This is a genomic window from Microcoleus sp. FACHB-SPT15 (genome assembly GCF_014849525.1).
Lineage (GTDB): Bacteria > Cyanobacteriota > Cyanobacteriia > Cyanobacteriales > Coleofasciculaceae > Symplocastrum > Symplocastrum torsivum.
Map to the genome: position 1 here is coordinate 1 of NZ_JACJNU010000053.1, position 23,519 is coordinate 23,519.

A 23,519-nucleotide genomic window follows, 5' to 3' on the forward strand; every position below is an offset into this window, starting at 1 on the left:
AAGTTGATTAAACGCTCTGCTTATGGTTTTAGACATTTTGAAAATTACCGAATTAGATGCTTGCTTAATTGGCATCTTAATTGTTGATTTAGCATACTAAGTACTGAAGAGCCAGAAGATTTATTCAAAAGACAGAAGGTTTAAACCTAAAAATAAAGCAGCAATTGTTCCACAGACACAAATTTCTCCTGTTGAAATTTTTTCTAAAACCTCTGTCACAGGTATTAATACGATTTCAACATCTTCTGTGATATCCAGTTGTTGTGTACCCGAAGGCTGGGCATTCTCTGCAAGAACTAAATAAATTTTATTTGTATCTTTTACAGGATTATCGTATAAAGTCGCTATTAGATTTGTTCGCTCAGCAACATAACCCGTCTCTTCTTCTAATTCTCTTCGAGCCGCTGTTAAGCCATCTTCTAATTGTGGGTTAAATGAACCACCAGGAAGTTCTAGAAGAATTTCACTGACACCGTGGCGATACTGACGGACAAAGACAATTTCTCGCTGTGGCGTTACTGCTAGTACAAGCGCAATATCAGGTCTAATATTGACAAAATAATCATCAAGAACGATGCCATTTGGTAACTCAACCTCATCTTGCCTGACTTGACACCAAGGGTTGTCAAAGACAAGATTGGAGTTGATAGTTTTCCATCTCTGCATTAGTTGTTAGTTGTAAGTTTTTGGTTTTTAGCTGTCACTAGTTATACCAATTGGGTATAACTAGTGACACAATTGCTTAAGGCTGCTTCTGGTAGAGGCTTGTTTCATTTGTGCCAAAGCCAAACCCAATTGGTATTATTGGCTATGCCCATTTCCTCTAACCGATTGGATATTGCCATAAAAATAGAGTCAGGGAAATAATAACCTGACTCAAGCGCCACCCGATAACTTAGTGAAGATGTATTGTATTTTTTTCGCTACATCTAGTGCAGTGTGGCGGAAATAACTACCCAGTTGAAAAAGGTTAAAAAGCTTGCCTTACAAGCAATATTCATAAAAGCCTCCTGCATAAGAGCCTTCTTTCACTAGAGGCTGGACAAGAAGCCAATCAATCCCTGACCACTAAATGCTTCCAACGCTAACAGTGAAATAAATCCAATCATAGCCAAACGTCCATTGAGGGCTTCAGCGTAGGGAGTAAAGCCAGTACGAGGATTGGCTTGGACATACATTTTTGGCTCAACAGCAAAGTTATTTAATTTGCCTTGCTCGTCCACAATAACTCCATTGCTACGCATAAGATTCTCCTAGGGTGTATTTGTATTGTTAACTATGTAAACTAATGTAACAAAATATTTAAGTTTTGTAAAGAAACGAGAGCAAGACTCAGAAAAATTATGCGTATTGGCGTAGAACTCTTCACTGTACATAAGCGATTTCCCCTAACCATCAGTCGAGGGACAACCTCCCAGACAACTAACGTGTGGGTGCAGGTAGAACAGGAAGGCATTGAAGGTTGGGGAGAAGCATCCCCGTTTTCAATCATTCGGGAAGATCGACAAAATACGGAGCGTCTGTTTGAGGCACTACAGGTGATTGCACCAATGTTGGAAACATTTAGCCCTTGGGAACGGCAGAAGATTGAGCGGGTGTTGGCGGAGGCAGAATTACCTTCAGCAGCTTGGGCTGCAATTGATTTAGCCTTGTACGATTGGTTAGGGAAACGGGTAGGAATGCCGTTGTGGCGTTTGTGGGGGTTAAGTCGTCGTCAGATTGTCCCAACTTCCGCAACGATTGGGATTAATTCACCGGAGGGGGCAAGACAGCGAGTACGAGATTGGTTGCCCTTTACGGGTGGAGGTGTGCTGAAAATCAAACTGGGGAGTCCAGAGGGAATTGCGGCTGATCAGGAGATGCTGCTAGCCATTCGAGAAGAAGCGCCCCAAGCAGAGTTAAGTGTTGATGCGAATGGGGGTTGGAGTCTGGATGAGGCGGTGAAAATGTGTGATTGGCTGGCAAGTCAGGGAGTAAGGCACGTAGAACAGCCACTGGCAGCAGGGCAAGAAGCACAATTACCAAAGTTGTATAAGCGATCGCCTTTACCGATTTTTGTTGATGAAAGCTGCTTCACTAGTCGTGATATTCCTTCTCTAGCCGATCGCGTACATGGCATTAATATCAAACTCATGAAATCGGGAGGTCTAACCGAGGCGATGCGTATGGTACATACAGCAAGAGCGTGTGGTTTACAGGTAATGTTCGGCTGCTATTCCGATAGCACTCTCGCTAATACAGCCGCAGCACAGCTTTCGCCATTGGCAGATTATCTCGATTTAGACAGCCACTTAAACTTAGTGGATGACCCCTTTACAGGGGCAACAGTACAGGATGGGCGTTTGATGCCAAATGACTTACCAGGACTAGGAGTGCAGCGCCATGCATCTAACCCCTAACCATCGCCTTGCGATTTTGCTCCATGAAGGGATTCGTGGCCCTAATGGAAAAACGGGACTAACGCTTTTACGCTATGCACAAGCAACAATTGTGGCAGTGATTGACAAGGAATGTGCTGGAGAATCCTTGTTTGCACTCACTGGCATTGTCTGCAATGCTCCAATTGTTGATTCTGTAGCCTCAGCACTCGCTTATCAACCCGATGCTCTAGCGATTGGAATTGCCCCTTCTGGGGGTAGCCTACCAGATGCTTGGTGGCAGGAGGTAAAGCAGGGGGTAGCAGGTGGGTTGTCGGTGATTAATGGGTTGCACACACCGATGGCATCTGACTTGGAGTTACAGGGATTACTGAAAGAGGGTCAGGTAATTTGGGATATTCGTCAGGAACCAGAGGGATTAGGGGTAGGAAGTGGAAAAGCGCGATCGCTTCGCTGTAAACGTGTTTTAACCGTTGGAACTGACATGAGTGTCGGCAAGATGTCAGCGAGTCTAGAGTTGAATCGAGCGGCACAGAGTAAAGGGCTACGCTCGAAGTTTCTAGCAACAGGACAAGCGGGTGTGATGATTTCTGGGGAGGGAATACCCCTGGATGCAATACGGGTGGACTTTGCGGCTGGTGCAGTCGAGCAAATGGTGATGCGCTCTGGTAACGATTACGACTTACTAATTGTTGAAGGGCAAGGTTCACTGCTGCATCCGGGTTCAACAGCAACCCTGCCGTTGATTCGAGGTACTCAGCCAACCCAATTGGTATTGGTACATCGGGCTGGACAAAGTCATATCCGTCAGCATGACCATGTACCGATTCCACCGTTACCAGAGGTGATTCGACTGTATGAAATGGTGGCTAGTGCGGCTGGAGCGTTTGCGCCTGTACAAGTGGTTGCGATCGCACTCAATACAGGTCATTTAGATGCGGACGCTGCTCAACACGCGATCGAGCAGGTAAAAACTGAGACAGGCTTACCCTGCACGGATGCTGTGCGCTTGGGAGCGGATTTGCTAGTGGACGCGGTGATGGCAGATTAAGCCTCAAAAAGGCTTTCTTCCGGCAGATAAACACGAGAGCGATTGAGCGCTGCATAATTATTGAAAAGACTTGCCTAAGCTACTTCCTGCACAGCGGTACGATCTCGCTGTGGTGTTCCAAATCCCTGAATCAAACTTCATTAAGCAATCCCCAGAAATCCCCTCATGAAACTCCTCTGGAATTCGCTGCTAATCTCTTTAGGAATCTTGCTACCAACCTCGACATCGGTTGTATTAGCGGAATCCCTAAAACCCTCTGAATCCGTTTATGTCATCGCTAGTACAGCAACAGAGTACCCGGAAACTGTTGTAATTCCGGAAACGGCACAAGAGCTTCCTCCATCCAGAACGGTAAGCGATCGCTCATCACCGACTGTAGAAACCATTGTTATTCCGGACGCTGCACCTGCACCAACAACTGAGCAAGGGGAGGCGGTAGAAAATGCAGAAACAACAGATTCTCCCAATCAAAACTCTACGGCTGAAACAGAGGTTCAAAGAGGTACTACGGAAAATGCGGACACAACAACTCCGGATTCCGAGAACTCAACGGCTGAATCAGAGACTACAGAAAATACTGAAACAACTGACTCACCTAGTTCTGATGACTCTACTGAGGCAGAAGAACCAGAACTCACCCCAGAAGAACTCGCACGACAGCAGAAGCTAATTGAAGCCGACCAACTCTATCTAAGTGGACAGATTGAAGCTGCTCAGCAGCTATATCGTGAAGCTAAAGACCCATTTACAGCAGAAGCTGAAGTACAGGAACAAGCGGCACCGATTTATGATACCGCCCAACTAACACCAGCAGGTTCGGTGTACTGGCGTCAGTCTGAGGCAGGTTTAGAACAGAAGCTAGAAACAAAAATTCTTGCCCCACTCCGGTTATTAGTTGAGCAGTATCCTGAATTTATCCCTGGTCATTTGCGCTACGCTCAAGCCCTTGAAGAGTATGGTAGGGAAGAAGAGTCGTTACAGATTTTAGAGCGAGCGACAACACTTTATCCGAATGAGCCGGAATTACTCAAAGCGACGATTAAAGAGTTGGGTGAGGCGGACAAGTGGTTGGAAGCATCGCTGGCAGCGCGGCAATTTGCTTTGCTTCACCCGGATAATCCGCAGGCTGGGGAGTTTACCGCTTTAGCAGAGGAGAATTTAGAGCGTTACAGGTCGCATCTACGTCGTAAGTTGAGGGGAAATGCGATCGCCAATGCCATTACTGGAACACTTGGCTTCATCCTCACAGGTAATCTCTTTGGTCCAATTTCTGCGATCGACACCACAGTATTGATGCTACGCGGAGAATCAGCCGTTGGTGAATCAGTTGCGAATCGAGCGCAAAAACAACTGCCGATGCTAGAAGACGAAGAGGTGCTGGCTTACGTTCGGGAGGTAGGAAATAAATTAGCGACAGTCGCCGGACGTGATGATTTTGAATATGAGTTTTATGTTGTCATGGATGACAAGCTCAACGCCTTTGCACTACCAGGAGGGAAGATATTTGTCAATGCTGGAGCAATTCTCAAAACACGCTCTGAAGCAGAACTCGCAGGTTTACTTGCTCACGAGCTATCCCATGCTGTCTTGTCTCATGGTTTTCAACTAGTTACCGAGGGCAACCTAATTGCTAATGTCACCTCATACTTCCCCTACGGTGGTACGGCTGCTAATCTGATTGTTCTCGACTACAACCGGGATATGGAACGTCAGGCGGACGCGCTGGGTACCAGAATCCTAGTTTCCAGTGGCTACGCGGCAGATGGAATGCGTAACCTAATGGTGACACTGGATAAGGAAGAGCGCGAAGAACCAGTATTTGCATGGCTCTCAACGCACCCAAACACACAAGAACGAATCAACAACATGGAAAGCCTGATTGAGCGTAACGGCTACAACCGCTATGCCTACGAAGGAGTGGCACGACACCTCGCCATCCAAGAACGAGTCGCAAAGCTTTTAGAAGAATACGAACGCAAGGAAGAAGAAGACTAAATTGCCGCAAAGGTGTCAAACAATTAACAACTAACAACCAACAACTACTTAACTACATGAATTCACCCGAAATCATTGTCGATTGCTCGTGCCACAATGCTGAAGGTCCGCTTTGGCACCCTTTGGAACAGCGCCTTTACTGGACGGACATCCCTACAGGTTGCCTGTTCCGCTATGAACCCGCCACCAACACCTGTGAACAAATCTACTCTGGTGAATGTATTGGCGGCTTCACCATTCAAGAAGATGGGTCACTTCTCCTTTTTAAGGAACGTGGGGCAATTGAGCATTGGTGTGAGGGGAAAATTACTCCCGTAATTCCTGAACTTGCTGAGGAACGGGAAACTCGTTTCAATGATGTCATTGCTGACCCGGTTGGGCGTGTTTTTTGTGGCACGATGCCTACTCCTAACCGATTGGCTCGCCTATATCGCTTAGATATAGATGGTTCCCTCACTTTAATCCTTGAAGGAATCAGTCTTTCTAACGGCATGGGCTTCACCCCAGACAGAAAACAGTTCTATCAGGCTGACTCAGACCAACGCAAAATTTATCGGTTCGACTACGACCAAGATAGTGGTGCTCTGAGCAATCAGCAGGTTCATATCACTACCCCTGAAGGTGAGGGTGTACCAGACGGTTTAACAATTGATGCAGAAGGCTACCTTTGGTCAGCTCGTTGGGATGGTGGGCATCTCTTCCGCTACGCTCCTGATGGTACTGAAGTTTTGCGTATACCCTTTCCTGCCTTGAAGGTGACTAGTGTTACGTTTGGTGGAGCCGATTACACTGAGATGTTCATTACTACAGCAGGTGGTGATGACCGTGCTACTGAAGGAACGGGAGCGGGCGCTATCTTCCGCCTTAACCTTGGGATTCAGGGGGTACCGGAATTTGTTTCCCGTATTAGCTTTAACCCGCTTGGTTAGAGTTAATTGGGCATTGTGGCAATTATGTTTATTTCTGCTTGCTGATTGAGTAAGTCTTATTTAGGAATTGAATAAGCCGTTTTATGTAAGGGTTTTATAAAGAATTGGATAACTAGATAAAGTTATTGTAAATATTTCTTGATAGGAAATATTTATGCGATCGCAAAAAGACTTGATTCGGTAAATTGATTGAGTGAATCAATCAATCTCATCGGAATTAGTGATAGGTAAGAGTGGCTCTTGCTAGCTGTGAGTATCATCATAAATAAAGGGAGAAAACTCAGACACAAGAAGAACTCGATTAGCTTGCGATTCTCAATTTATAAGGTACTTTTGCAGAGCAAGCTAGAGTCACTATTGGGAACAGGATTCCGCTAGATGTTGTCGAGTTAGCAAGGGTGACGGACAGCAAATGTTAACAAGATTTAGCCAGTAATACGTTGAGTTAACTCAAGTTCTCTCGTTCTGACCGAGTCAACCGCTTTACTTTTCACAACTATGTCTAGATTTTTTCAGCCACGCTCTCGGCTAAACCACTTTACATCAGCGCTCATGCTGATGGTTAATCGCTGCTTGAGCAAGCTTCAACTAACCTCTGTGTTTCGCCACAACATAAGAGCCACCAAAACGTCGGACAGAAGGCAGTACGCTTCTAGAACGAAACGAATGAACTTGAAGCCCTACTCGCGGCTGCTTTGGTTTGGGTTAGCGATCGCCTTTTCGTCCCTTATCAGCATCATCTCACCGTCTCCAAGCCCTGTGGATGCAGCCGCAAGCGCAATTATTCAGCCGCCGCTTTCCACCAATCGCTCAAAAATTGTCGATGCCAACGGTCGCTCTGTACTACTTAGAGGGGTGAACTGGTTCGGTATTGAAACAGAGATGCACGCCCCTCATGGATTGTGGAAGCGAGACTACAAGGAGATGTTAGCTCAGCTCAAAGGCTTGGGCTACAACATGATTCGACTTCCCTACTCTGTACAATCCCTACGTGCCTCAGATGTAACGGGAATTGACTTTAGCATTGGCAGCAACAAAGAGCTTGAGGGTAAATCACCCTTAGAGGTCATGGACGCTGTTATTCAGGAGGCACAGCGCCAGGGATTACTAATCCTACTAGACTCGCACCGCCTCAACGACCAGCGCATTCCAGAATTGTGGTACGGTGACGGATTTACCGAAGCTGACTGGATTGATACCTGGAAAATGTTGGCAACCCGCTACAAAAATCAGGCGAACGTCATTGGGGCAGACTTGAAAAATGAACCCCACGGTCGGGCGAGCTGGGGTACAAACAACAAAGAAACAGACTGGCGACTAGCCGCAGAACGAGCTGGCGATGCGATTCTCTCGATCAACCGCAATTGGTTAATCGTCGTAGAAGGTGTTGAAAAGAACGTTCCAGGTCAAAAACTAGCCGTCCACTGGATGGGTGGAAATTTAGAGGGTGTTGAGCGCTTCCCAGTACGCTTGTCACGTCCCAATAAATTGGTCTACTCTCCCCACGAGTATGGTCCTGGTGTTTTCGATCAGCCTTGGTTTTCCGAATCACGCTTTCCTAACAATCTCACCAGTCGCTGGGAAACCGCATGGAACTATATCGCCACCAAAGGCATTGCTCCTGTCTTAATTGGAGAGTTTGGCGGACGGCAGGTAGACAAGAATTCCAAGGAAGGAGTTTGGCAGCGGAAGCTTGTAGATTTCATCAGTCAAAAAAATCTGAGCTTTGCCTACTGGAGTTGGAATCCCAACAGCACTGATACAGGCGGCATTCTGCAAGATGACTGGCTGAGTGTCGATGCTCCCAAGCAGGAAATACTTCAGGGATTGCTGAGGGCAAACAGTTTTGCCCAAAGTTCTGCAAGCACTCCCATTAGCTCACAGCCTCCCAGTTCACAACCTTCTAGTTCACGACCTCCCAGCTCACAACCTTCCAGTTCACAACCAAGTCCTAGACCTGTTGTTATCAATCCCGCACCCAACTCTCAATCGAGTGTGAGTGTTCCGACGACTGGTCGAGGTCAGCTAAAAGTAGCATCTAATATGCAGTCAGATTGGCAATCCGGCTTTTGTATGAGTATGCAGGTCACTAATCCAAGCAACACCAGTGTGCGTGATTGGCAAGTGACATTCCAAATGAATCAAGCGGCAATTAACAACAGTTGGAATGGTAATTTCAAACCCCAAGGCTCAAATTATGTAGTCACCCCCTTGGATTGGGGACAAGTCATTGAACCTGGTCAAAGTCGAGAAATTGGATTTTGTGCCAACAAACTTGGGTCTGACTACCAACCTCGGCAGATATCCGTTTCATTGCGGTAAGGTTTCATCTCGGACAAGGGGAAGGATTTTCTTTAGGAATTTACTAAAACCTCGCTTATAACTGTCAGCCAAGTTTTAGGCGGAAGTTCCCCCTCGCGGGGGACTTCCGATGAGCTTAAACCGTTGCAGCAAGATTTATAGAGCCATTTTCGTCTTGCCTGACCGTAGTCATGTAATCTAAGCTTTTTTTAAGAATTTACTGTGGCAAGATTTTTCAGTCAATCAGTGATGGAAGTTCCAACAACTCCGGTTGTTCTTCGACAAGAGCCAGAGGTTGTTTTATCTGCCACGTCTTATCCTGCGAAAGTTCCAACACAGACTGATGGTAATTCGCCAACGTAGAGCGATGCCCCACACTCAAAAAAGTAGTCCCTTTCGCCTGCAAATGTTGATATAACCGTTCCTCGTTCCCCAGATCTAACGCGCTGGTTGCTTCATCCAGAATCGCGTAATTAGGTTTGTTCAGCAGCAACCGGGCGAAGGTTAGCCGTTGTTGTTCACCTAACGAGAGGACATCTGCCCAATCCTGCTGGGCATCAAACCCCCCAAATCGTTCATCCAGTCCCGCTAAATTCACCTGTTCCAGAACTTGCTTCAAGTGTTGCTCGTCAACCTCAAGGTGGGTATTGGGATAGAGCAGTTGATCGCGCAGAGTGCCCAGCACCATGTAAGGACGCTGCGGCAGAAATAGAATCTGGTTGGGTTCAGGACGAACAATCGCACCCTCACCAGAATCCCACAATCCAGCGATCGCTCTTAGGAGAGAACTCTTGCCGCAACCACTCGGCCCCATCACCAAAAGCCCCTGTCCAACGGGTAACTCTATCGACAAATCTTCCACTAACGTTCGCTGATAATTGGGAGTTTGCAGGCTGAGCTGTTCGACTGCCACCCGATCTGCCTCAATTGTCTGAATCCTTGGCTTTTCCTCATCGGATGCCTGGGTTGCCTCTGTCTGTTCTAAAAACTCTGCAAAGGTATACAGACGATTAATTCCAGCTCCAAAAGTGGTCAATTGCTGGAAGCGGGCAACGACAACATTGAGCGAGAAGAAGACGCGGACAAAAGCTCCCTGTGCTTCAGAAACTTTACCCACCTCCATTTCTCCAGCAAAAATCGCGGGTGCGACAACCAAGGCAGGCAGGACGAAGGGGATGAACTCATAAGCATTCGTCAGAACATTTAAGTTCAACTCCCAAACCAGCAGCCGTTTGACATTCTCAAACACATCCAGAAACCGATGTTTGACCTGATTCGACTCCTGCTCCTCCCCTCGGTAAAAAGCGATCGCTTCCGCATTCTCCCGAATTCGCACTAGGCTAAAGCGGAGATTTGCTTCCTTCTTGAGTTGCTCAAAATTGAGTCGGACAAGCGGCTTACCAAAAATGACGCTTGTAACCAGAGTTCCAATCAGGGCATATAGCACCAGAAAAAACACTAGGGGTTTAGAAATGCCCCAGAGTACGCTGCTGAAGGCGAGCGTTGACAGCACCGACTCCACCAACCGCAGCAAAAAAGTGAGGGACTCCTGGGTAAAACTGCGAACATCCTCCGCAATTCGCTGATCTGGGTTATCAATCTCGGTTTCTGAGATATGCAGGTTGTAATAGGCGCGATCGCGAAAGTAGTTATCCACGAATCGATGGGTGAGCCATTTGCGCCATTGCAAACTGAGGCGATCGCGCAGATAGGTATAGCCTGCGAGCAATGGTGCATAGATCACCAGCACACCGATGAAAATGATCACGGTTTCCCAGAAGCGTGGCTCATCCTGGGCTGAGAGGGCTGAAATCAGCACCCCTCGTTTGTTGTTGAGCACCACACTCAACCCCGTATACGCCAGCAGGAACAGCACGACCCCCAGCAGTAATCCTCTGGCTTGCCATTTCTCATCCCCTGACCAGTAGGACTTGGCAATCGTCCAGAACTGCTGGAATACATTGAAGTTCAATCGATCCATCGGCTTGTTTCCCTTACAACTCGGTCTGCCAGGAGATAATAGATAGAGCTGAATCAGAGCAAAATATACTCAAATACTGGTGGGACTCATCTCTGGGCAATTGTTAAATTATGCTACAAATTTCTAATACAGTGAGCATTCCAGAGTATGAGATTGAGATGAGTGCAGTGCGCTCTCAAGGGGCAGGGGGACAAAACGTAAATAAGGTGGCGACTGCCATTCACCTGCGCTTTGACATCGTGGCTTCCTCGCTGCCTGAACGCTACAAAGAGCGATTGTTGAAGCTTTCCGACCAGCGCATTACCAAAGATGGGCTCATTGTCATCAAGGCTCAAGAACACCGCAGCCAGGAGCAGAACCGAGAAGAGGCGTTACAACGGCTGCAAGACTTGATTAAGAGTGCGATCGCACTCCCCAAACCCCGTAAACCCAGCAAACCGACTCGGAGTTCTCAAAGAAAGCGTCTGGATAGCAAAACTAAGCGATCGCAGATTAAGTCGATGCGAGGGAAGGTGACCGATGAATGAGTGGTATAGAAAAGACCTCGCTTACATTCATGACATTGGCTTCAGGAGCTACGTTCTGCAAGCGATTCCAGGAATTCTGGCAATTCTCAAACAGCATGGCATTCAGGATGGACTGATTGTGGATTTGGGGTGTGGCAGTGGTCTGTCAGCCGAGGAGTTGGTTAGGGCAGGCTATCGAGTATTGGGAGTTGATATTTCAGCTGCCATGATTGAGATTGCCCGTTGTCGGGTTCCTCTGGCTGAATTTCAGGTAGAGTCGTTTTTCAAGGTCGAAATCCCTAACTGTAGTGCAGTGATTTCGATTGGTGAATGTTTTAACTACCTGTTTGACCCTGACCACGCAACACTCACCCAGGTGTTCCAACACATCTATGATGCTCTTGTACCGGGAGGCATTTTCATCTTCGACATTGCAGAACCCGGACAGCTAAGTTGTGCAACTCCAGTCAAAAGCTTTACCGAAGGCGAAGATTGGATTGTTTTGGTGGAAAAAAAGGAAGACCCAGATCAGCACATCCTGACTCGGCGAATCATTACCTTTCGGCAAGTGGGAAACAACTATCGCCGAGATGACGAAGTTCACTGCCAGCGACTATATACAGCAGCAGAAATTTCCACAATGCTGCAACAGGTGGGCTACCAAGTCGAGATTCATCGTTGTTATGGTCAGTTTCCTTTACCCAACGCCCATGCTACCTTTGTTGCCAGAAAGTCCACAAGCAAACCTTCACTCTTCCGGGTTGTTCCAGAAGCCAGTAATGAGTGAGAGTGCTCGATTGAATTTTTAATGCCAATTGCGATCAGGTTCTGGCTGCAATCGTTTAGCAGCGTCAATCACATCTTGCAGTTCTACTGGATCGCTGAACGGATTGGCATCAAGTACCGTGACGCGGTTGAATTCCTTCTGCCATCGTCGCAGTTCTGCAACATAAGGCTCATAGGGCATCCGCTTGAGATTGCTCCCTTCCTCCACCAGGTCACAAATTCCGTTGTGCAGCCACTCACCCGTATGCCAATCCGGCATATCAACAGCGGGAAATAAACAAATGCCATGCAAATCCATCCCAGAATTAACTGCTGCCATAGACTCTTCCACTACGTCCTTTAGCCACTCATCTCTTCCTTCTTCCAACCCACTGGTTTCGCCAATGATCATCGGTCTGTGATACCGCTCCCAGAGGCGCTGCATTAAGTCATGGAGTGGCTTGATGCGATCATCGTCGGGTTTGAGTGCCTGATGCGGTCCTTGTTCCCGGTATTCCATCTGACCAAAGGAATAGTTATTTGCGCCAACGATATCAAGAATGGACGGGGAACCGCCGAGTTCAGGGTGTTCTTTTCCGTAAAGGATGTCCCATGCTAGGAATGTGTCTACATAGGTTTCGTGATGCGCTGCCTCTACCAGATCTGGGCGATCGCGTGGTGCCACCACCTGAACCAAGGGATCGATGTGAACCATCCTTGAGGCGGGTTCCACTTCTCGAATGGCATTAACTCCTGCGATCGCTGCCTTACATAGGGCCAGACGAAAGCGGAATCGGTCTTCTTTTGTAGTTTTATACGGAGCTACCCAGCCCCATTCTCCACCGCAGAATGAGAAAAATGTAATTTCATTAATCGGCGTGAAAAAATAGGGGCCACGCAAGCGGGGAATGACATACTCTGCTGCGGCGCGACAGTAACGGGCAAAGCGATCGGTAAACTCATTACTAAATGGATCGAGATCGTCGGGATACCCATAGTGGCAGAGATCCCAGATGGGAATGATTTGCGTCTGCTGCATCGCTGCAATCATGGGGTCAAGAAGAGAGAAGTCGTAGCAGCCATCACGATCGACCAGCGGCCAAGGAATCGCTTCCCGTGCCACATCAATCCCTAGCGATCTGCGCTTCGCAGCAGCGCTTCGCTATCGCAAGATGTTGTAATCTTCCTGTGCGTGGCGATCGTGCTGTGTCTCTTCAATTAGATTCCGCCGTCGCTTGTCCTTCCAAAGAAACGTCGAACACTCAAAGCCAGAGATGAAGAAGGTGGGGAAGATTCCAGGTCGTTGAGCCATGCGTTTGCTCTGGTAACTTTACTCGTCATCGTAGGTACTCTTGCCCATTTGAGGCACTATCTAACGTGGGATAAATCCGTTGAGTACCCGATTTCTGATGTTGGGTAGAGTCGGTTACCAAATATCCGAGCTGCGATCGCTGGTGTGATTGGGTCAATTGCCCTTCTCCTAAAGGTTCTCGTGCCCGTGATGTAATCCAACCCATCGCAGAAAAAGGAATAGTCAGTTTTTGATACTGAACCATAACACTTCCTTGCTCAAGGTTTTGCGGGAGAGGAGCAATCAGCGACAATAGAAGCCTCAACGCAAACAGCCGCTACTCTCTCTAGAACTCCGAATGGACACCATCAAATACCTCCTGTCGGAAGACCAAATGCCTACTGCCTGGTATAATATTCAGGCAGATTTGTCTACGCCTCTACCCCCCGTTCTCCATCCCGGCACCGGGCAACCGATTACTCCCGATGACCTGGCTCCCCTGTTTCCCATGAGCCTGATTGAACAGGAAGTCAGCCAAGAACGTTGGATTGAGATTCCTGACGAGGTTCAGTCCATCTACCGTCAATGGCGACCGACCCCGTTGTATCGCGCACGCCGACTAGAGAAAGCCCTCGATACCCCTGCCAAGATTTACTATAAATACGAAGGCGTTAGCCCTGCCGGAAGCCACAAACCCAATACTGCCGTTGCCCAAGCGTACTATAACAAGCAAGCAGGCGTAAAGCGACTGACTACGGAAACCGGAGCCGGACAGTGGGGTTCCTCACTCGCCTTTGCCGGGGCACTGTTTGGGCTGGAAGTGCTGGTCTATATGGTGAAAGTCAGCTATAACCAAAAGCCGTACCGTCGTGCGTTGATGGAAACGTATGGAGCTAGAGTGGTTGCCAGCCCTAGTGAAGAAACCCATGCAGGGCGATCAATTCTAGCCGCGTATCCCAACAGTACAGGTAGCCTGGGCATCGCGATTAGTGAAGCGGTAGAAGTTGCCGCACAAGATGAGGGAAGCAAGTATGCTTTGGGCAGTGTCCTCAACCATGTTTTGCTGCACCAGACGGTGATTGGACAAGAAGCCTTGGCACAGCTACAAATGGCGGGAGATTATCCAGATATTGTCGTTGGTTGTACAGGTGGGGGCAGCAACTTTGCCGGAATCGCCTTTCCGTTTCTGGGCGCAAAGCTACGCGGTGAACGAGAGGTTGAGATTATTGCTGTAGAACCCGCCGCCTGTCCAACTCTAACTCGTGGCAAGTACGCCTATGATTTCGGCGATACGGCTCACCTGACTCCACTAGTAAAGATGCATACCTTGGGCAGCACATTTGTACCGGAAGGCATTCATGCGGGTGGTCTACGCTATCACGGGATGGCTCCCCTCGTTAGCCATGTGGTGAACCTAGGACTCGCACAACCCCGCTCCGAATATCAGTTAGGTTGTTTCGCCGCAGGGTTGACCTTTGCTCGTGCCGAAGGAATCCTTCCCGCTCCAGAAGCCAACCATGCCGTTAAGGGAGCGATCGACGAGGCATTGAAATGCAAAGAGTCTGGCGAGAGCAAGGTGATTTTGTTTAACCTTTGCGGTCATGGGCACTTTGATATGCAGGCATACATGGACTATCAGGCAGGAAAACTAGTAGATACTGAGTACAGTGCAGAGGAAGTGGCAATGGCTCTGGCAGGATTACCTGTTGTCGGTTAGAGCGAATGAGAGCTGATTTTATACCGCCCTCAGTTGTTGACATTCAAGAAAAAGAGGCAATCTGCGCTTCGCTGCAGCGCTTCGCTATCGCTCTTTTCCAGCAACTTGAACGTCAGGTGGTTCAGGTTCCCTTCAAGCAGGGCACAACTGCAATCGCAACTGCCTACTTTATCCACTGATTGAGTTGGGGGCGAATTGGCTACACTTCCGCAAACAGGCTGCTCTGGCTGCCGCTTTAGCTTTCCCAATGATTGACCCAAAGCTGCTCGATGCCCTTCGTTGTTCTCTACTGCATCACGAGATGCCAGGATGGAAAGCGGCGATCGCGTCCTTCACCCAAAGTGGAGGTTATGGTAATTTTGGCGATCGCATCGCTCAGGTTCAACATCCCACCCTGATATTGTGGGGAGAAGCCTATGCTTTTTCGATCTAAGCGCCCCAACCCCCGTCTACACGCAGGGTTGCTCCAGTAATATTGCTAGCTTCAGGAGAGGCAACGAACGCAACAAGGGCTGCTACCTCGTCGGGTTTGCCATAGCGTCCCAGTGCGGTTCGTTGTTTCTGAAAATCAGCTTGAAGTCCATCGGCTGGGTTGAGTTCAGTATCAATCGGTCCAGGCTCAACGCAGTTGACCGTAATGTTCTGTGGTCCCAAATCCCGCGCCCAACCGCGTGTTAACCCTGCTACTGCAAACTTGGTAGCACAGTAAATCGAGGAATTAGGTGTCGGAACTGCTTCACCTAACGCGCTGCCAATATTGATAATTCGCCCTCCTGCCTTCATGCGTCGAGCCGCTTCACGACTGGTAATAAATACAGACCGAACGTTGAGATTCATCTGCTTATCGAACGACTCATCGGTAATCTCAGCGAGAGTTCCGTACTCTGCTGTTCCAGCATTGTTGACCAAAATATCAACCGTGCCCAATTTATCTTCAGTTTGGTTGAACAGGTCAAGGATTTGTGTTGAATCGGTTACATCAGCTCGTAGTGCAATTGCTGTGCCTCCATTGGATTGAATCTGCTCAACGACCTGATTGGCTGCATCCGGACTACTAGAATAGTTAACAACAACTCGCGCACCTTGTGCCGCCAGTTTTTTACAGATAGCGGCTCCAATTCCTCGCGATCCGCCTGTGACGATCACTACCTTATCTGTGAGAGGTAAATTCATAGTGACATTCTCCTGCGCTAAATAGAGTGTTTACCGTTCCTCTCCGACTACCTGACGCCGATATCGTATTCTACCCACATTTCCTAGATGAGCAGGAAAGCGATCGCTTGCTCACACAACTGACTGAAGCGATCGACTGGCGACAGGACTGGATTACTATCTACGGGCGTTCAATGCCTCAACCCAGGCTGACGGCTTGGTATGGTAATCCCGGTATATCCTACACTTACTCTGGCATTACGATGCACCCCTCTCCCTGGACACACACACTACTTGACCTCAAGGCAAAGGCTGAAGCGGTTTCTGGTGTGGTGTTCAACAGTGTGCTACTCAATCTCTACCGAGATGGCAACGACAGTATGGGGTGGCACAGCGATGATGAACCAGAGTTGGGGCAGGGTCCAGTCATTGGTTCTCTGAGTTTGGGCGGAACGCGGCGGTTCATGCTCCGACACCGAGCCGAGAAAGGCTTGAAGCATCAACTGGAGTTAACTTCTGGTAGTTTCTTGTTGATGCAGGGGACAACGCAGCACTACTGGCAGCATCACATTCCTAAAACTAAACGTCCGGTTCCTCCCCGGATTAATTTGACCTTTCGAGTAATTAACCTCTCAACGAGCATGAGCCTTACTGATTCACTTTGACAAGTTGATTCAGCAGAATACTAGCTACGAGGCTGACTGTGTATTAACAAATAACAAACAACAAACTGTATTGTTCAACACAGGATTCTAGTTGCCAAGCCCACCTTCTATAATTGCTTCGGCTTGATGAATAAGCGATCGCAACTCTTCCACTGTCTCGTTCTTCACCTCCTTCCACAACCCTCGCTGATTCGCTTCTAGTAACCGTTCTGCCATATCTCGTAATGCCCAAGGATTCTTCTGTTGAATAAAGTCTTGCACCACTGGTTTGAATAAATACGCCTCTGCTACACCTTGATACATATGGTCTTCCACACAATTAGCTGTAGCATCATAGGCGAATAAATAATCAACTGTTGCTGCCATTTCAAAAGCACCTTTGTAACCGTGCCGCATCACTCCCTCAATCCACTTCGGATTGACAACACGAGAACGGTACACTCGTGCAATTTCCTCTCTTAACTGCCGAACTTTCGGGTTTTCAGGAATCGAGTTATCACCAAAATAGGTTTGAGGATTCTTACCCGTCAAAGCCCGTATCGCTACGGTTAAACCACCCTGAAACTGGTAATAATCATCAGAATCTAGCAAGTCATGTTCGCGGTTATCTTGATTGTGCAGGACAACTTGCATCTGCTGGAGGCGTTGCTCAAAAGCTTCGGGTGCAGCAACTCCTTCACCCCTCCCTTGGTAAGGAACATGAGGGGTACTAGTGTAGGCATAGCTACTCCAATTGATATAAGCACGAGCAAGGTCTTGCTCATCATTCCAATTTTGGGCTTCAATCAAACCTTGTAATCCTGCACCATAAGCACCAGGCTTAGAGCCAAAGATACGATAACGCGATCGCATTTGAGCCTCCTCTTTACTCAACCCTGCTGCTTCCCACTGCTGTTGTTCCTGTTGAACTTGCGACGCTAAGGGATTTTGCTCTGGTGCTTCATCCAGCGCTGCAACTGCCTCCACAGCTTGGTCAAATAAATCAATCAAATTCGGAAAAGCATCACGGAAAAACCCAGAAATCCGCAGCGTCACATCTACACGAGGACGGCCTAACACCGACACAGGCAAAATCTCAAAATCCACCACCCGACGCGATGGATAATCCCACACTGGCTGAACACCCAACAAAGCAAGCGCTTGAGCCAAATCATCCCCACCAGTACGCATCGTAGAGGTTCCCCAGACTGAAAGCCCCAGCGTTTTCGGATACTCACCATTTTCCTGCGTATAACGCTCAATTAAAACGGATGCCGCCTTACGTCCCACATCCCATGCCGTTTCAGTGGGAATAGCACGAATATCAACAGAATAGAAGTTGCGACCTGTTGGTAAAACTTCCGGACGTCCTCGCGTCGGTGCGCCAGAGGGACCACTGGGGACATAGCACCCATCCAGCCCTCGCAAGAGTTGAGTGAGTTCTTGATTAGTTTGTTGAAGTGCAGGAAAAAGGCGATCGCGTATCCAATCTAGTTCTTGTTTTGTGTGTTGTTCGTTGTCTGTTATTCTTTGTTCGTTATTTGTAAGCAGTTGTTCAACGAGGGTCGCGGCTTGCTGTTCGAGTACCTCAACAACATCACCAAGAGTGCGACAATCTTTGCCATTAACCACTGACGACAGACCATTTACCATTGACAAATCAGCCGTAAGCGGATCGATATCCAATCCCCAATCCTTAGCAAGGGCACGAGTTAGACCAAGACGACCCTTACCAGGATGACGTGCGATCGCAACAATCAAATCTCGTAATTGCCGCCCCTGCGGACACTGCCCAAAAACGTGCAGACCATCTCGAATCTGAGCCTCCTTCAACTCACAAAGATAGCCCTCAGCACGGGTAAGGAAAGTTAAAACATTCTCCCCTCCTTTGTAACCCTGAGCCTTAGCCTCACCCATAACCCCTTTACTTTTCAGCCCCAGATCTAGGTGACTTACAGACAAACCTACCTTGTGCGGGGGGTCTGGGGGAGACACTTGTCCCCCAGTGGGGGGGGTTGGGGGGGGAACCTCCCCCCAATCCGGGTTTTCTCCAGATAAATTCTGAATTGAAGCTTGAGAAATTTCTAATCCCAAATCACGATAGAGATTTTCTTGGAAAATTAGCTGAGTAATGCGATCGCCAATCAAAGACAACCGAGAAGGATCTAAACTCTGAGCCTCATAATACTCATCAATTAACCCCTCCAGTTTTTGCAACGAACCATACAACTCAGCACGAGTCATTGGCGGTGTCAAGTGGTCAATAATCACCGCTTGCGATCGACGCTTAGCTTGAGAACCCTCACCAGGGTCATTAACAATAAAAGGATACAGATGCGGGATCGCACCCAAAGCCACTTCTGGATAGCAGCTACCCGATAACGCCACACTCTTACCCGGTAACCACTCCAGATTCCCATGTTTCCCCACATGCACCACAGCCTGAGCGCCAAAATATTGCCGCAACCAGTAATAGAACGCCAGATAAGCATGAGTTGGCTCTAAATCCGGTGCGTGATAATTCAAACTAGGGTCAGCATCATACCCTCGCGATGGCTGAATCCCCACGAATACATTCCCCAGTTGAATTCCAGCAATCGGGAAGGCAACACGGAGATTTTCAGTCCCCTGCTCAAAACCTCCCCAGCGATCGCATATTCCCTGCTGAACCTCCGGCGGCAACGTTTCAAAATACTCCTGATACTCGTCCCAAGACAACTGCTGCTGTACTACTCGCAACTCCCGCCCTTCCAGGTCATTCGTCACCCCAGCCGTTAGCCGCTTAATCAGTTCGTCTCCAGTTTCCGGTATATTTTCAACCTGATAACCCGCTTCCTGCAACGCTTTTAGAATCTCGATACAACTAGCAGGCGTATCTAATCCAACACCATTAGCAAGGCGTCCATCACGATTCGGGTAGTTTGCCAAAATCAGGGCAACTCGACGTTCAGATACAGGAGTTTGGCGCAGTTTTATCCAGTTCGCAGCTAAATCCGCAACAAAATTAATGCGATCGCGCACAGGCTCATAAACCACAACATCCGTTTCCAGAAACGGATTCCACGTTTGAACAGACTTAAACGAAACCGCGCGACTGATAATTCTCCCATCCACTTCTGGCAGTGCCACATTCATCGCCGTATCGCGTGGTGTCAACCCCTGAAACTGCTCAGACCATTGTTCCACCGTGCCGCCACTCAGAATAACCTGCAACACAGGCACATCCAGACGAGTCCACAACTCCAACTGCGGAGTCTCCGCCTCCAACTTGGCAACCGAGAAACTCGTTGTATTGAGCAACAGCCCAATCCCCAAACCATCTTTAGGCTGGAAATACGGCAACAACTCTGCCTGCACCTCAGCGTCGCGCAAAGAGGAGACAAACACCGGAACAGGTTCCAACTGTCGTTGGGCTAACGCTTGACACAAAGCATCAATCGGCGCAGTATTCCCCGCTAAGTAATGAGCGCGGTAGAACAGCAATCCAACTTTGTTGTTTGTTGTTTGTCCTTTACTCTCCCCCCTTTTTAAGGGGGGTTGGGGGGGATCGAAGCGCCACGAATAAACTCCAACACGAGCAACAACTTCTGGCAATTCTGGATGATATGTTTCCCCCAAGCAGACATCAGCAACAAATTTGAGGGCATTCACAAAATTCTTGATGCCACCTTCTGTAAAGTAGCGCCAGAGTTGGTTAACTGCTGTCAGTGAGAGAGTTGAGTGACTGATTAAATCAGGATCAGGACGTTCATCTCCAGGCAAAACTACCAAAGCCGCCCCCGTTTGTTGTACTGTCTCCTGTACAACTTCTAATCCATAAGACCAATAGGAACGTCCTCCTAAGAGCCGTAGAATAATAATCTGGGCAGAAGCCAAGACAGTTTCGGCATAGGTATCAATAGTCAGTTGCTGCTGCAATTGCAAGAGGTTAACTACCCGTACTGCTGGGAACTCGGTTGGCAGTTGAGCGATTGATGCTGCCAGAGTCTGAATATCTGTATCAGCAGCCGTCAGAAAAACAATAGGTGCTGGTGTTTGTTCAATAAAAACAACGCCTTCAACTTGAGGGTTCCACCCTCCTGGCGTTGCGGCAATACGATGCATGGCTTTGTCCTCTAGTTTTCCTGATGGCAACCCAACTTTTAACTCATCCTGGTTACGGCGAGATGTTAGAGATGAAGATTGAAGAATATATCATGACTGAGTTGCTACGTCTTGGATAGCATCAACGAAGAAACCTTATTAACATCCATCATCCGATGGATTTCTGTCAGGCTGATTGATTGAGTAGCCTGTTATGGGTGAATCGCTGTTGCAATTTGAGATGTAGATCAAAATAATGCCTATATCAGGTAATCCTAGATTCAGCCGAAATCTACGCCTAACTATGTTTGAGCGGCTGCAAGAACTATTACAGTTGTGGAGTTCAACACTAGGGGAAGGGGTTGTCCTTTTAACACACAAAGAACTCTCTAGTACAGTAGTTGCTCCAGAGAATCAGGCACAACGATTTACTGTTGTAGTCTCTAAAAAATTTAGTGTCCTATTGTTGGGAACGCCACAATCAAAGCTGTTGAATGGGAATGGAGCAACACCAACACTGTATCAGGTCGGGTTAACATTCGAGCCAGATGCGATCGCTTCTTTCCTGACTCAGTTGGCTCATCAGCTAGAAAACGCTTCGGATACCCTCAAATTAATTAGCATTACCCAAGCCTCCATTCAACCCAATGATGCCGCAACTCAGGGTGAATTTACACTCGCACTACTAGAACTACTCTCCTCAGAAGAAAGCAACCCTCCACTAGCACAAAACTCAACTGACTCGACAGTTTATGCCTGTCAACCTCTAGTAGAAGAGGCGTTGCGTCATCAGGTTGAACAAGAACGACTACTCCATCAAGTCACGACTCAAATCCGTCAGAGTTTAGAGTTACCCGTCATCCTCAAAACAGCCGTTGAGCAAGTACGGCATTTCCTACAAGTAGACCGATTAGTAATTTACCAATTTGACTTCCCACCTCCTGAAGAGAAATCTGACTCTAAGGGGTTTAGTATTGACCTTGATGTGGAAGAAAAGATATTGCCGACAGATAGCATCGGTAAAGAAATTGCTCCCTCGGCTATCACAACTGAGTCATCACCCTTACCCCTCGCCTCTAAACCGAACTGGGGTTGCGTTACTTATGAAGCAAGAGCTTCCGACAGTATCCTCTCTGTGCTGAATTTGGTTGAAGAGCAAGACTGCTCAATTCATGTACCCAACTGTCGAGAGCGATATCGTCAAGGGCTAACTGTTGCCATTGATGATGTTGAAAGTGCCTATGCTGCATCTCCTTGCTTACTGAACATGCTGCAACAGATGCAAGTACGAGCCAAATTAATTGCCCCAATTGTTGTTCAAAACAACCTGTGGGGGTTACTGATTGCTCATCAGTGTTTTGAGCCACGCCATTGGCAAGACAGTGAACGAATGTTTTTGAAGCAGATTGCGGAACATCTGACTGTCGCCATCTACCAAGCTCAGTTATATGCTCAGTTGCAACAACAAAAAACGACTCTCGAACAACGAGTAATTGAGCGCACACAAGAACTTCGGGATACCCTGCAAGCGGCACAAGCAGCAAGCCGTGCCAAAAGTGAATTCTTAGCGGCGATGAGTCATGAGTTACGGACACCTCTTACTTGTGTGATTGGAATGTCTGCCACCTTGTTGCGCTGGTCTTTTGGACAAGAAGGAGAAAGAACTGTACCAGTGGTTAAGCAACGGCGTTATTTACAAACCATCCAAGAGAGTGGAGAACACCTCTTGGAACTCATCAACGATATTCTAGATTTGTCTCAAGTTGAGGCAGGAAAGGCAGTTTTAAATATTAGTGAATTCTCTCTAAGTAAGCTGACACACCAAACGTTAGGAGCCTTACAGGAAAAAGCACTGCTTCGGGACTTGAACTTGGAGATGGATTTTCGGGTAAAACTAGAAAGCGATCGCTTTTGTGCTGACCAACGTCGGGTTAGACAAATCCTCTTTAATCTCTTGGGTAATGCCGTCAAATTTACCCCGGAAGGTGGACAAGTCACACTACGAGTCTGGCGAGAAAACAACTTAGCCGTTTTTCAAGTTGAAGACACGGGTATTGGGATTGCCGATGATCAGTTACCACTTTTATTCCAAAAGTTTCAGCAGCTAGAGTCTGTATATCACCGCAGTTACGAAGGGACGGGTTTAGGCTTAGCGTTGACGAAACAGCTAGTCGAACTACACGGAGGTCGAATTGAAGTTGAATCGGTTGTCAATGAGGGTTCCGTATTTACCGTCTGGTTACCGACACAACCTATTTCCTCCACCACTTCTGCCAAAGCAACACTCAAGAACAACTCCAAGCCCCAAGGAAGTATTGTTTTGGTCGAAAACCATGAGGAGACTGCCACACCAATTTGCGAAGCCCTGACAACCGCAGGATATCAAGTTGTTTGGCTTATTGATGGTTCCACAGCTATTGATCAAATTAAACTGCTCCAGCCGAGAGCTGTGATTGTTGATTGGCAGTTGCCAGGAGTCGATGGTTATGAGATGGTCTACTCCCTCCGTAACTCACCCACAACCCAACAAATCAAAATTCTTGCTCTAACGACTCCTATACCGACAGATCAGGAATACGAACTGAGATCTGAAGTGGATGATTATTTGCCCAAGCCCATAGAAACCGTACAGTTATTGGACAAAATTACAGCGTTGATGGAAAATTAACGACACTCTATTTTTTTAAGATTTATGCAAATTGCTCGTTTAAACACAAACGCTATTC

The 23,519-nt window shown here is 47.8% G+C and carries 19 protein-coding genes; 11 read left to right on the forward strand and 8 right to left on the reverse strand.

Annotated features, from left to right (window positions below; all coding sequences use genetic code 11):
* Positions 1-120: 120 nt before the first annotated feature.
* Complete coding sequence (locus H6F98_RS19060; RefSeq protein WP_192220280.1) at positions 121-666, reverse strand: NUDIX hydrolase; 546 nt, start codon at positions 664-666, stop codon at positions 121-123.
* Positions 667-1,031: 365 nt separating this feature from the next.
* Positions 1,032-1,244: a high light inducible protein gene (locus tag H6F98_RS19065; protein ID WP_192220281.1), complete on the reverse strand. Its 213-nt coding sequence runs from the start codon at positions 1,242-1,244 to the stop codon at positions 1,032-1,034.
* Positions 1,245-1,343: 99 nt separating this feature from the next.
* On the opposite strand from H6F98_RS19065, the gene H6F98_RS19070 reads away from it, so the two are divergent.
* The 5 genes from H6F98_RS19070 (at position 1,344) to H6F98_RS19090 (ending at position 8,675) form a co-directional block, all read left to right on the forward strand.
* On the forward strand, positions 1,344-2,399 hold the full coding sequence (locus tag H6F98_RS19070) for a dipeptide epimerase (RefSeq protein WP_192220282.1): 1,056 nt from the start codon (positions 1,344-1,346) through the stop codon (positions 2,397-2,399).
* Entirely contained in the window at positions 2,383-3,429 is a 1,047-nt protein-coding gene (locus tag H6F98_RS19075; protein ID WP_192220283.1) for a DUF1611 domain-containing protein, read from the forward strand. The genes H6F98_RS19070 and H6F98_RS19075 overlap by 17 nt, the downstream gene beginning before the upstream one ends.
* Positions 3,430-3,594: 165 nt before the next feature.
* Entirely contained in the window at positions 3,595-5,424 is a 1,830-nt protein-coding gene (locus H6F98_RS19080) for a M48 family metalloprotease (protein WP_192220284.1), read from the forward strand.
* Between the two features lie 56 nt (positions 5,425-5,480).
* Positions 5,481-6,353 carry an SMP-30/gluconolactonase/LRE family protein gene (locus H6F98_RS19085; RefSeq protein ID WP_192220285.1) on the forward strand — a complete coding sequence of 291 codons (873 nt, stop codon included), beginning with the start codon at positions 5,481-5,483 and terminating at the stop codon, positions 6,351-6,353.
* Between the two features lie 666 nt (positions 6,354-7,019).
* Positions 7,020-8,675 (forward strand): cellulase family glycosylhydrolase, encoded by a 1,656-nt coding sequence (locus H6F98_RS19090; protein WP_192220286.1) that lies wholly within the window; start codon positions 7,020-7,022, stop codon positions 8,673-8,675.
* Between the two features lie 214 nt (positions 8,676-8,889).
* Here H6F98_RS19090 and H6F98_RS19095 read toward each other — a convergent pair whose 3' ends face one another.
* Entirely contained in the window at positions 8,890-10,635 is a 1,746-nt protein-coding gene (locus H6F98_RS19095) for an ABC transporter ATP-binding protein/permease (RefSeq protein ID WP_192220287.1), read from the reverse strand.
* Between the two features lie 110 nt (positions 10,636-10,745).
* Between H6F98_RS19095 and arfB the strand changes: the two genes are divergently transcribed.
* Positions 10,746-11,162, forward strand: coding sequence for an alternative ribosome rescue aminoacyl-tRNA hydrolase ArfB (arfB, locus tag H6F98_RS19100; protein ID WP_192220288.1), 417 nt, complete (start codon positions 10,746-10,748; stop codon positions 11,160-11,162).
* Positions 11,155-11,928 (forward strand): class I SAM-dependent methyltransferase, encoded by a 774-nt coding sequence (locus H6F98_RS19105; protein ID WP_192220289.1) that lies wholly within the window; start codon positions 11,155-11,157, stop codon positions 11,926-11,928. The genes arfB and H6F98_RS19105 overlap by 8 nt, the downstream gene beginning before the upstream one ends.
* Before the next feature lie 18 nt (positions 11,929-11,946).
* Here the strand turns inward: H6F98_RS19105 and H6F98_RS19110 are convergent, their stop codons facing one another.
* The 3 genes from H6F98_RS19110 to H6F98_RS19115 are packed head-to-tail and all read right to left on the reverse strand — an operon-like array spanning position 11,947 to position 13,462.
* Positions 11,947-13,029: a hypothetical protein gene (locus H6F98_RS19110; RefSeq protein WP_199348681.1), complete on the reverse strand. Its 1,083-nt coding sequence runs from the start codon at positions 13,027-13,029 to the stop codon at positions 11,947-11,949.
* A gap of 39 nt (positions 13,030-13,068) precedes the next feature.
* Positions 13,069-13,218, reverse strand: a complete 150-nt coding sequence (locus H6F98_RS32840; protein WP_199348683.1) for a hypothetical protein — start codon at positions 13,216-13,218, stop codon at positions 13,069-13,071.
* A gap of 25 nt (positions 13,219-13,243) precedes the next feature.
* On the reverse strand, positions 13,244-13,462 hold the full coding sequence (locus tag H6F98_RS19115; RefSeq protein WP_192220290.1) for a hypothetical protein: 219 nt from the start codon (positions 13,460-13,462) through the stop codon (positions 13,244-13,246).
* A gap of 93 nt (positions 13,463-13,555) precedes the next feature.
* Here H6F98_RS19115 and H6F98_RS19120 point away from each other — a divergent pair, with 93 nt between their 5' ends.
* Together H6F98_RS19120 and H6F98_RS19130 are read left to right on the forward strand one after the other, a co-directional pair.
* Positions 13,556-14,914, forward strand: a complete 1,359-nt coding sequence (locus tag H6F98_RS19120; protein WP_192220291.1) for a TrpB-like pyridoxal phosphate-dependent enzyme — start codon at positions 13,556-13,558, stop codon at positions 14,912-14,914.
* A 247-nt stretch (positions 14,915-15,161) separates the two neighbouring features.
* The gene (locus tag H6F98_RS19130; RefSeq protein ID WP_192220293.1) at positions 15,162-15,347 is read left to right on the forward strand and encodes a hypothetical protein; all 186 of its coding nucleotides are present in this window, start codon (positions 15,162-15,164) and stop codon (positions 15,345-15,347) included.
* Here the strand turns inward: H6F98_RS19130 and H6F98_RS19135 are convergent.
* Positions 15,344-16,087 carry an SDR family NAD(P)-dependent oxidoreductase gene (locus H6F98_RS19135; RefSeq protein WP_192220294.1) on the reverse strand — a complete coding sequence of 248 codons (744 nt, stop codon included), beginning with the start codon at positions 16,085-16,087 and terminating at the stop codon, positions 15,344-15,346. The genes H6F98_RS19130 and H6F98_RS19135 overlap by 4 nt on opposite strands.
* Positions 16,088-16,113: 26 nt before the next feature.
* Between H6F98_RS19135 and H6F98_RS19140 the strand changes: the two genes are divergently transcribed.
* The gene (locus H6F98_RS19140; protein ID WP_192220295.1) at positions 16,114-16,731 is read left to right on the forward strand and encodes an alpha-ketoglutarate-dependent dioxygenase AlkB; all 618 of its coding nucleotides are present in this window, start codon (positions 16,114-16,116) and stop codon (positions 16,729-16,731) included.
* Between the two features lie 87 nt (positions 16,732-16,818).
* Here the strand turns inward: H6F98_RS19140 and cobN are convergent, their stop codons facing one another.
* Entirely contained in the window at positions 16,819-20,814 is a 3,996-nt protein-coding gene (cobN, locus tag H6F98_RS19145) for a cobaltochelatase subunit CobN (protein ID WP_192220296.1), read from the reverse strand.
* A gap of 235 nt (positions 20,815-21,049) precedes the next feature.
* On the opposite strand from cobN, the gene H6F98_RS19150 reads away from it, so the two are divergent.
* A complete protein-coding gene (locus tag H6F98_RS19150; RefSeq protein WP_192220297.1) occupies positions 21,050-23,461 on the forward strand; it encodes a GAF domain-containing hybrid sensor histidine kinase/response regulator in 2,412 nt (803 codons plus the stop codon).
* The last annotated feature ends 58 nt before the right edge of the window (positions 23,462-23,519 follow it).

Bases quoted from the DNA above. Each gene is read 5' to 3' on its own strand.
- H6F98_RS19075 (WP_192220283.1), top strand. From the start codon at position 2,383: ATGCATCTAACCCCTAACCATCGCCTTGCGATTTTGCTCCATGAAGGG.
- H6F98_RS19130 (WP_192220293.1), top strand. From the start codon at position 15,162: ATGATTGACCCAAAGCTGCTCGATGCCCTTCGTTGTTCTCTACTGCAT.
- H6F98_RS32840 (WP_199348683.1), bottom strand. From the start codon at position 13,218: ATGGCTCAACGACCTGGAATCTTCCCCACCTTCTTCATCTCTGGCTTT.
- H6F98_RS19065 (WP_192220281.1), bottom strand. From the start codon at position 1,244: ATGCGTAGCAATGGAGTTATTGTGGACGAGCAAGGCAAATTAAATAAC.
- H6F98_RS19080 (WP_192220284.1), top strand. From the start codon at position 3,595: ATGAAACTCCTCTGGAATTCGCTGCTAATCTCTTTAGGAATCTTGCTA.
- arfB (WP_192220288.1), top strand. From the start codon at position 10,746: ATGCTACAAATTTCTAATACAGTGAGCATTCCAGAGTATGAGATTGAG.
- H6F98_RS19090 (WP_192220286.1), top strand. From the start codon at position 7,020: ATGAACTTGAAGCCCTACTCGCGGCTGCTTTGGTTTGGGTTAGCGATC.
- H6F98_RS19150 (WP_192220297.1), top strand. From the start codon at position 21,050: ATGCCTATATCAGGTAATCCTAGATTCAGCCGAAATCTACGCCTAACT.
- H6F98_RS19105 (WP_192220289.1), top strand. From the start codon at position 11,155: ATGAATGAGTGGTATAGAAAAGACCTCGCTTACATTCATGACATTGGC.
- cobN (WP_192220296.1), bottom strand. From the start codon at position 20,814: ATGCATCGTATTGCCGCAACGCCAGGAGGGTGGAACCCTCAAGTTGAA.
- H6F98_RS19115 (WP_192220290.1), bottom strand. From the start codon at position 13,462: ATGGTTCAGTATCAAAAACTGACTATTCCTTTTTCTGCGATGGGTTGG.
- H6F98_RS19085 (WP_192220285.1), top strand. From the start codon at position 5,481: ATGAATTCACCCGAAATCATTGTCGATTGCTCGTGCCACAATGCTGAA.
- H6F98_RS19135 (WP_192220294.1), bottom strand. From the start codon at position 16,087: ATGAATTTACCTCTCACAGATAAGGTAGTGATCGTCACAGGCGGATCG.
- H6F98_RS19095 (WP_192220287.1), bottom strand. From the start codon at position 10,635: ATGGATCGATTGAACTTCAATGTATTCCAGCAGTTCTGGACGATTGCC.
- H6F98_RS19070 (WP_192220282.1), top strand. From the start codon at position 1,344: ATGCGTATTGGCGTAGAACTCTTCACTGTACATAAGCGATTTCCCCTA.
- H6F98_RS19060 (WP_192220280.1), bottom strand. From the start codon at position 666: ATGCAGAGATGGAAAACTATCAACTCCAATCTTGTCTTTGACAACCCT.
- H6F98_RS19120 (WP_192220291.1), top strand. From the start codon at position 13,556: ATGGACACCATCAAATACCTCCTGTCGGAAGACCAAATGCCTACTGCC.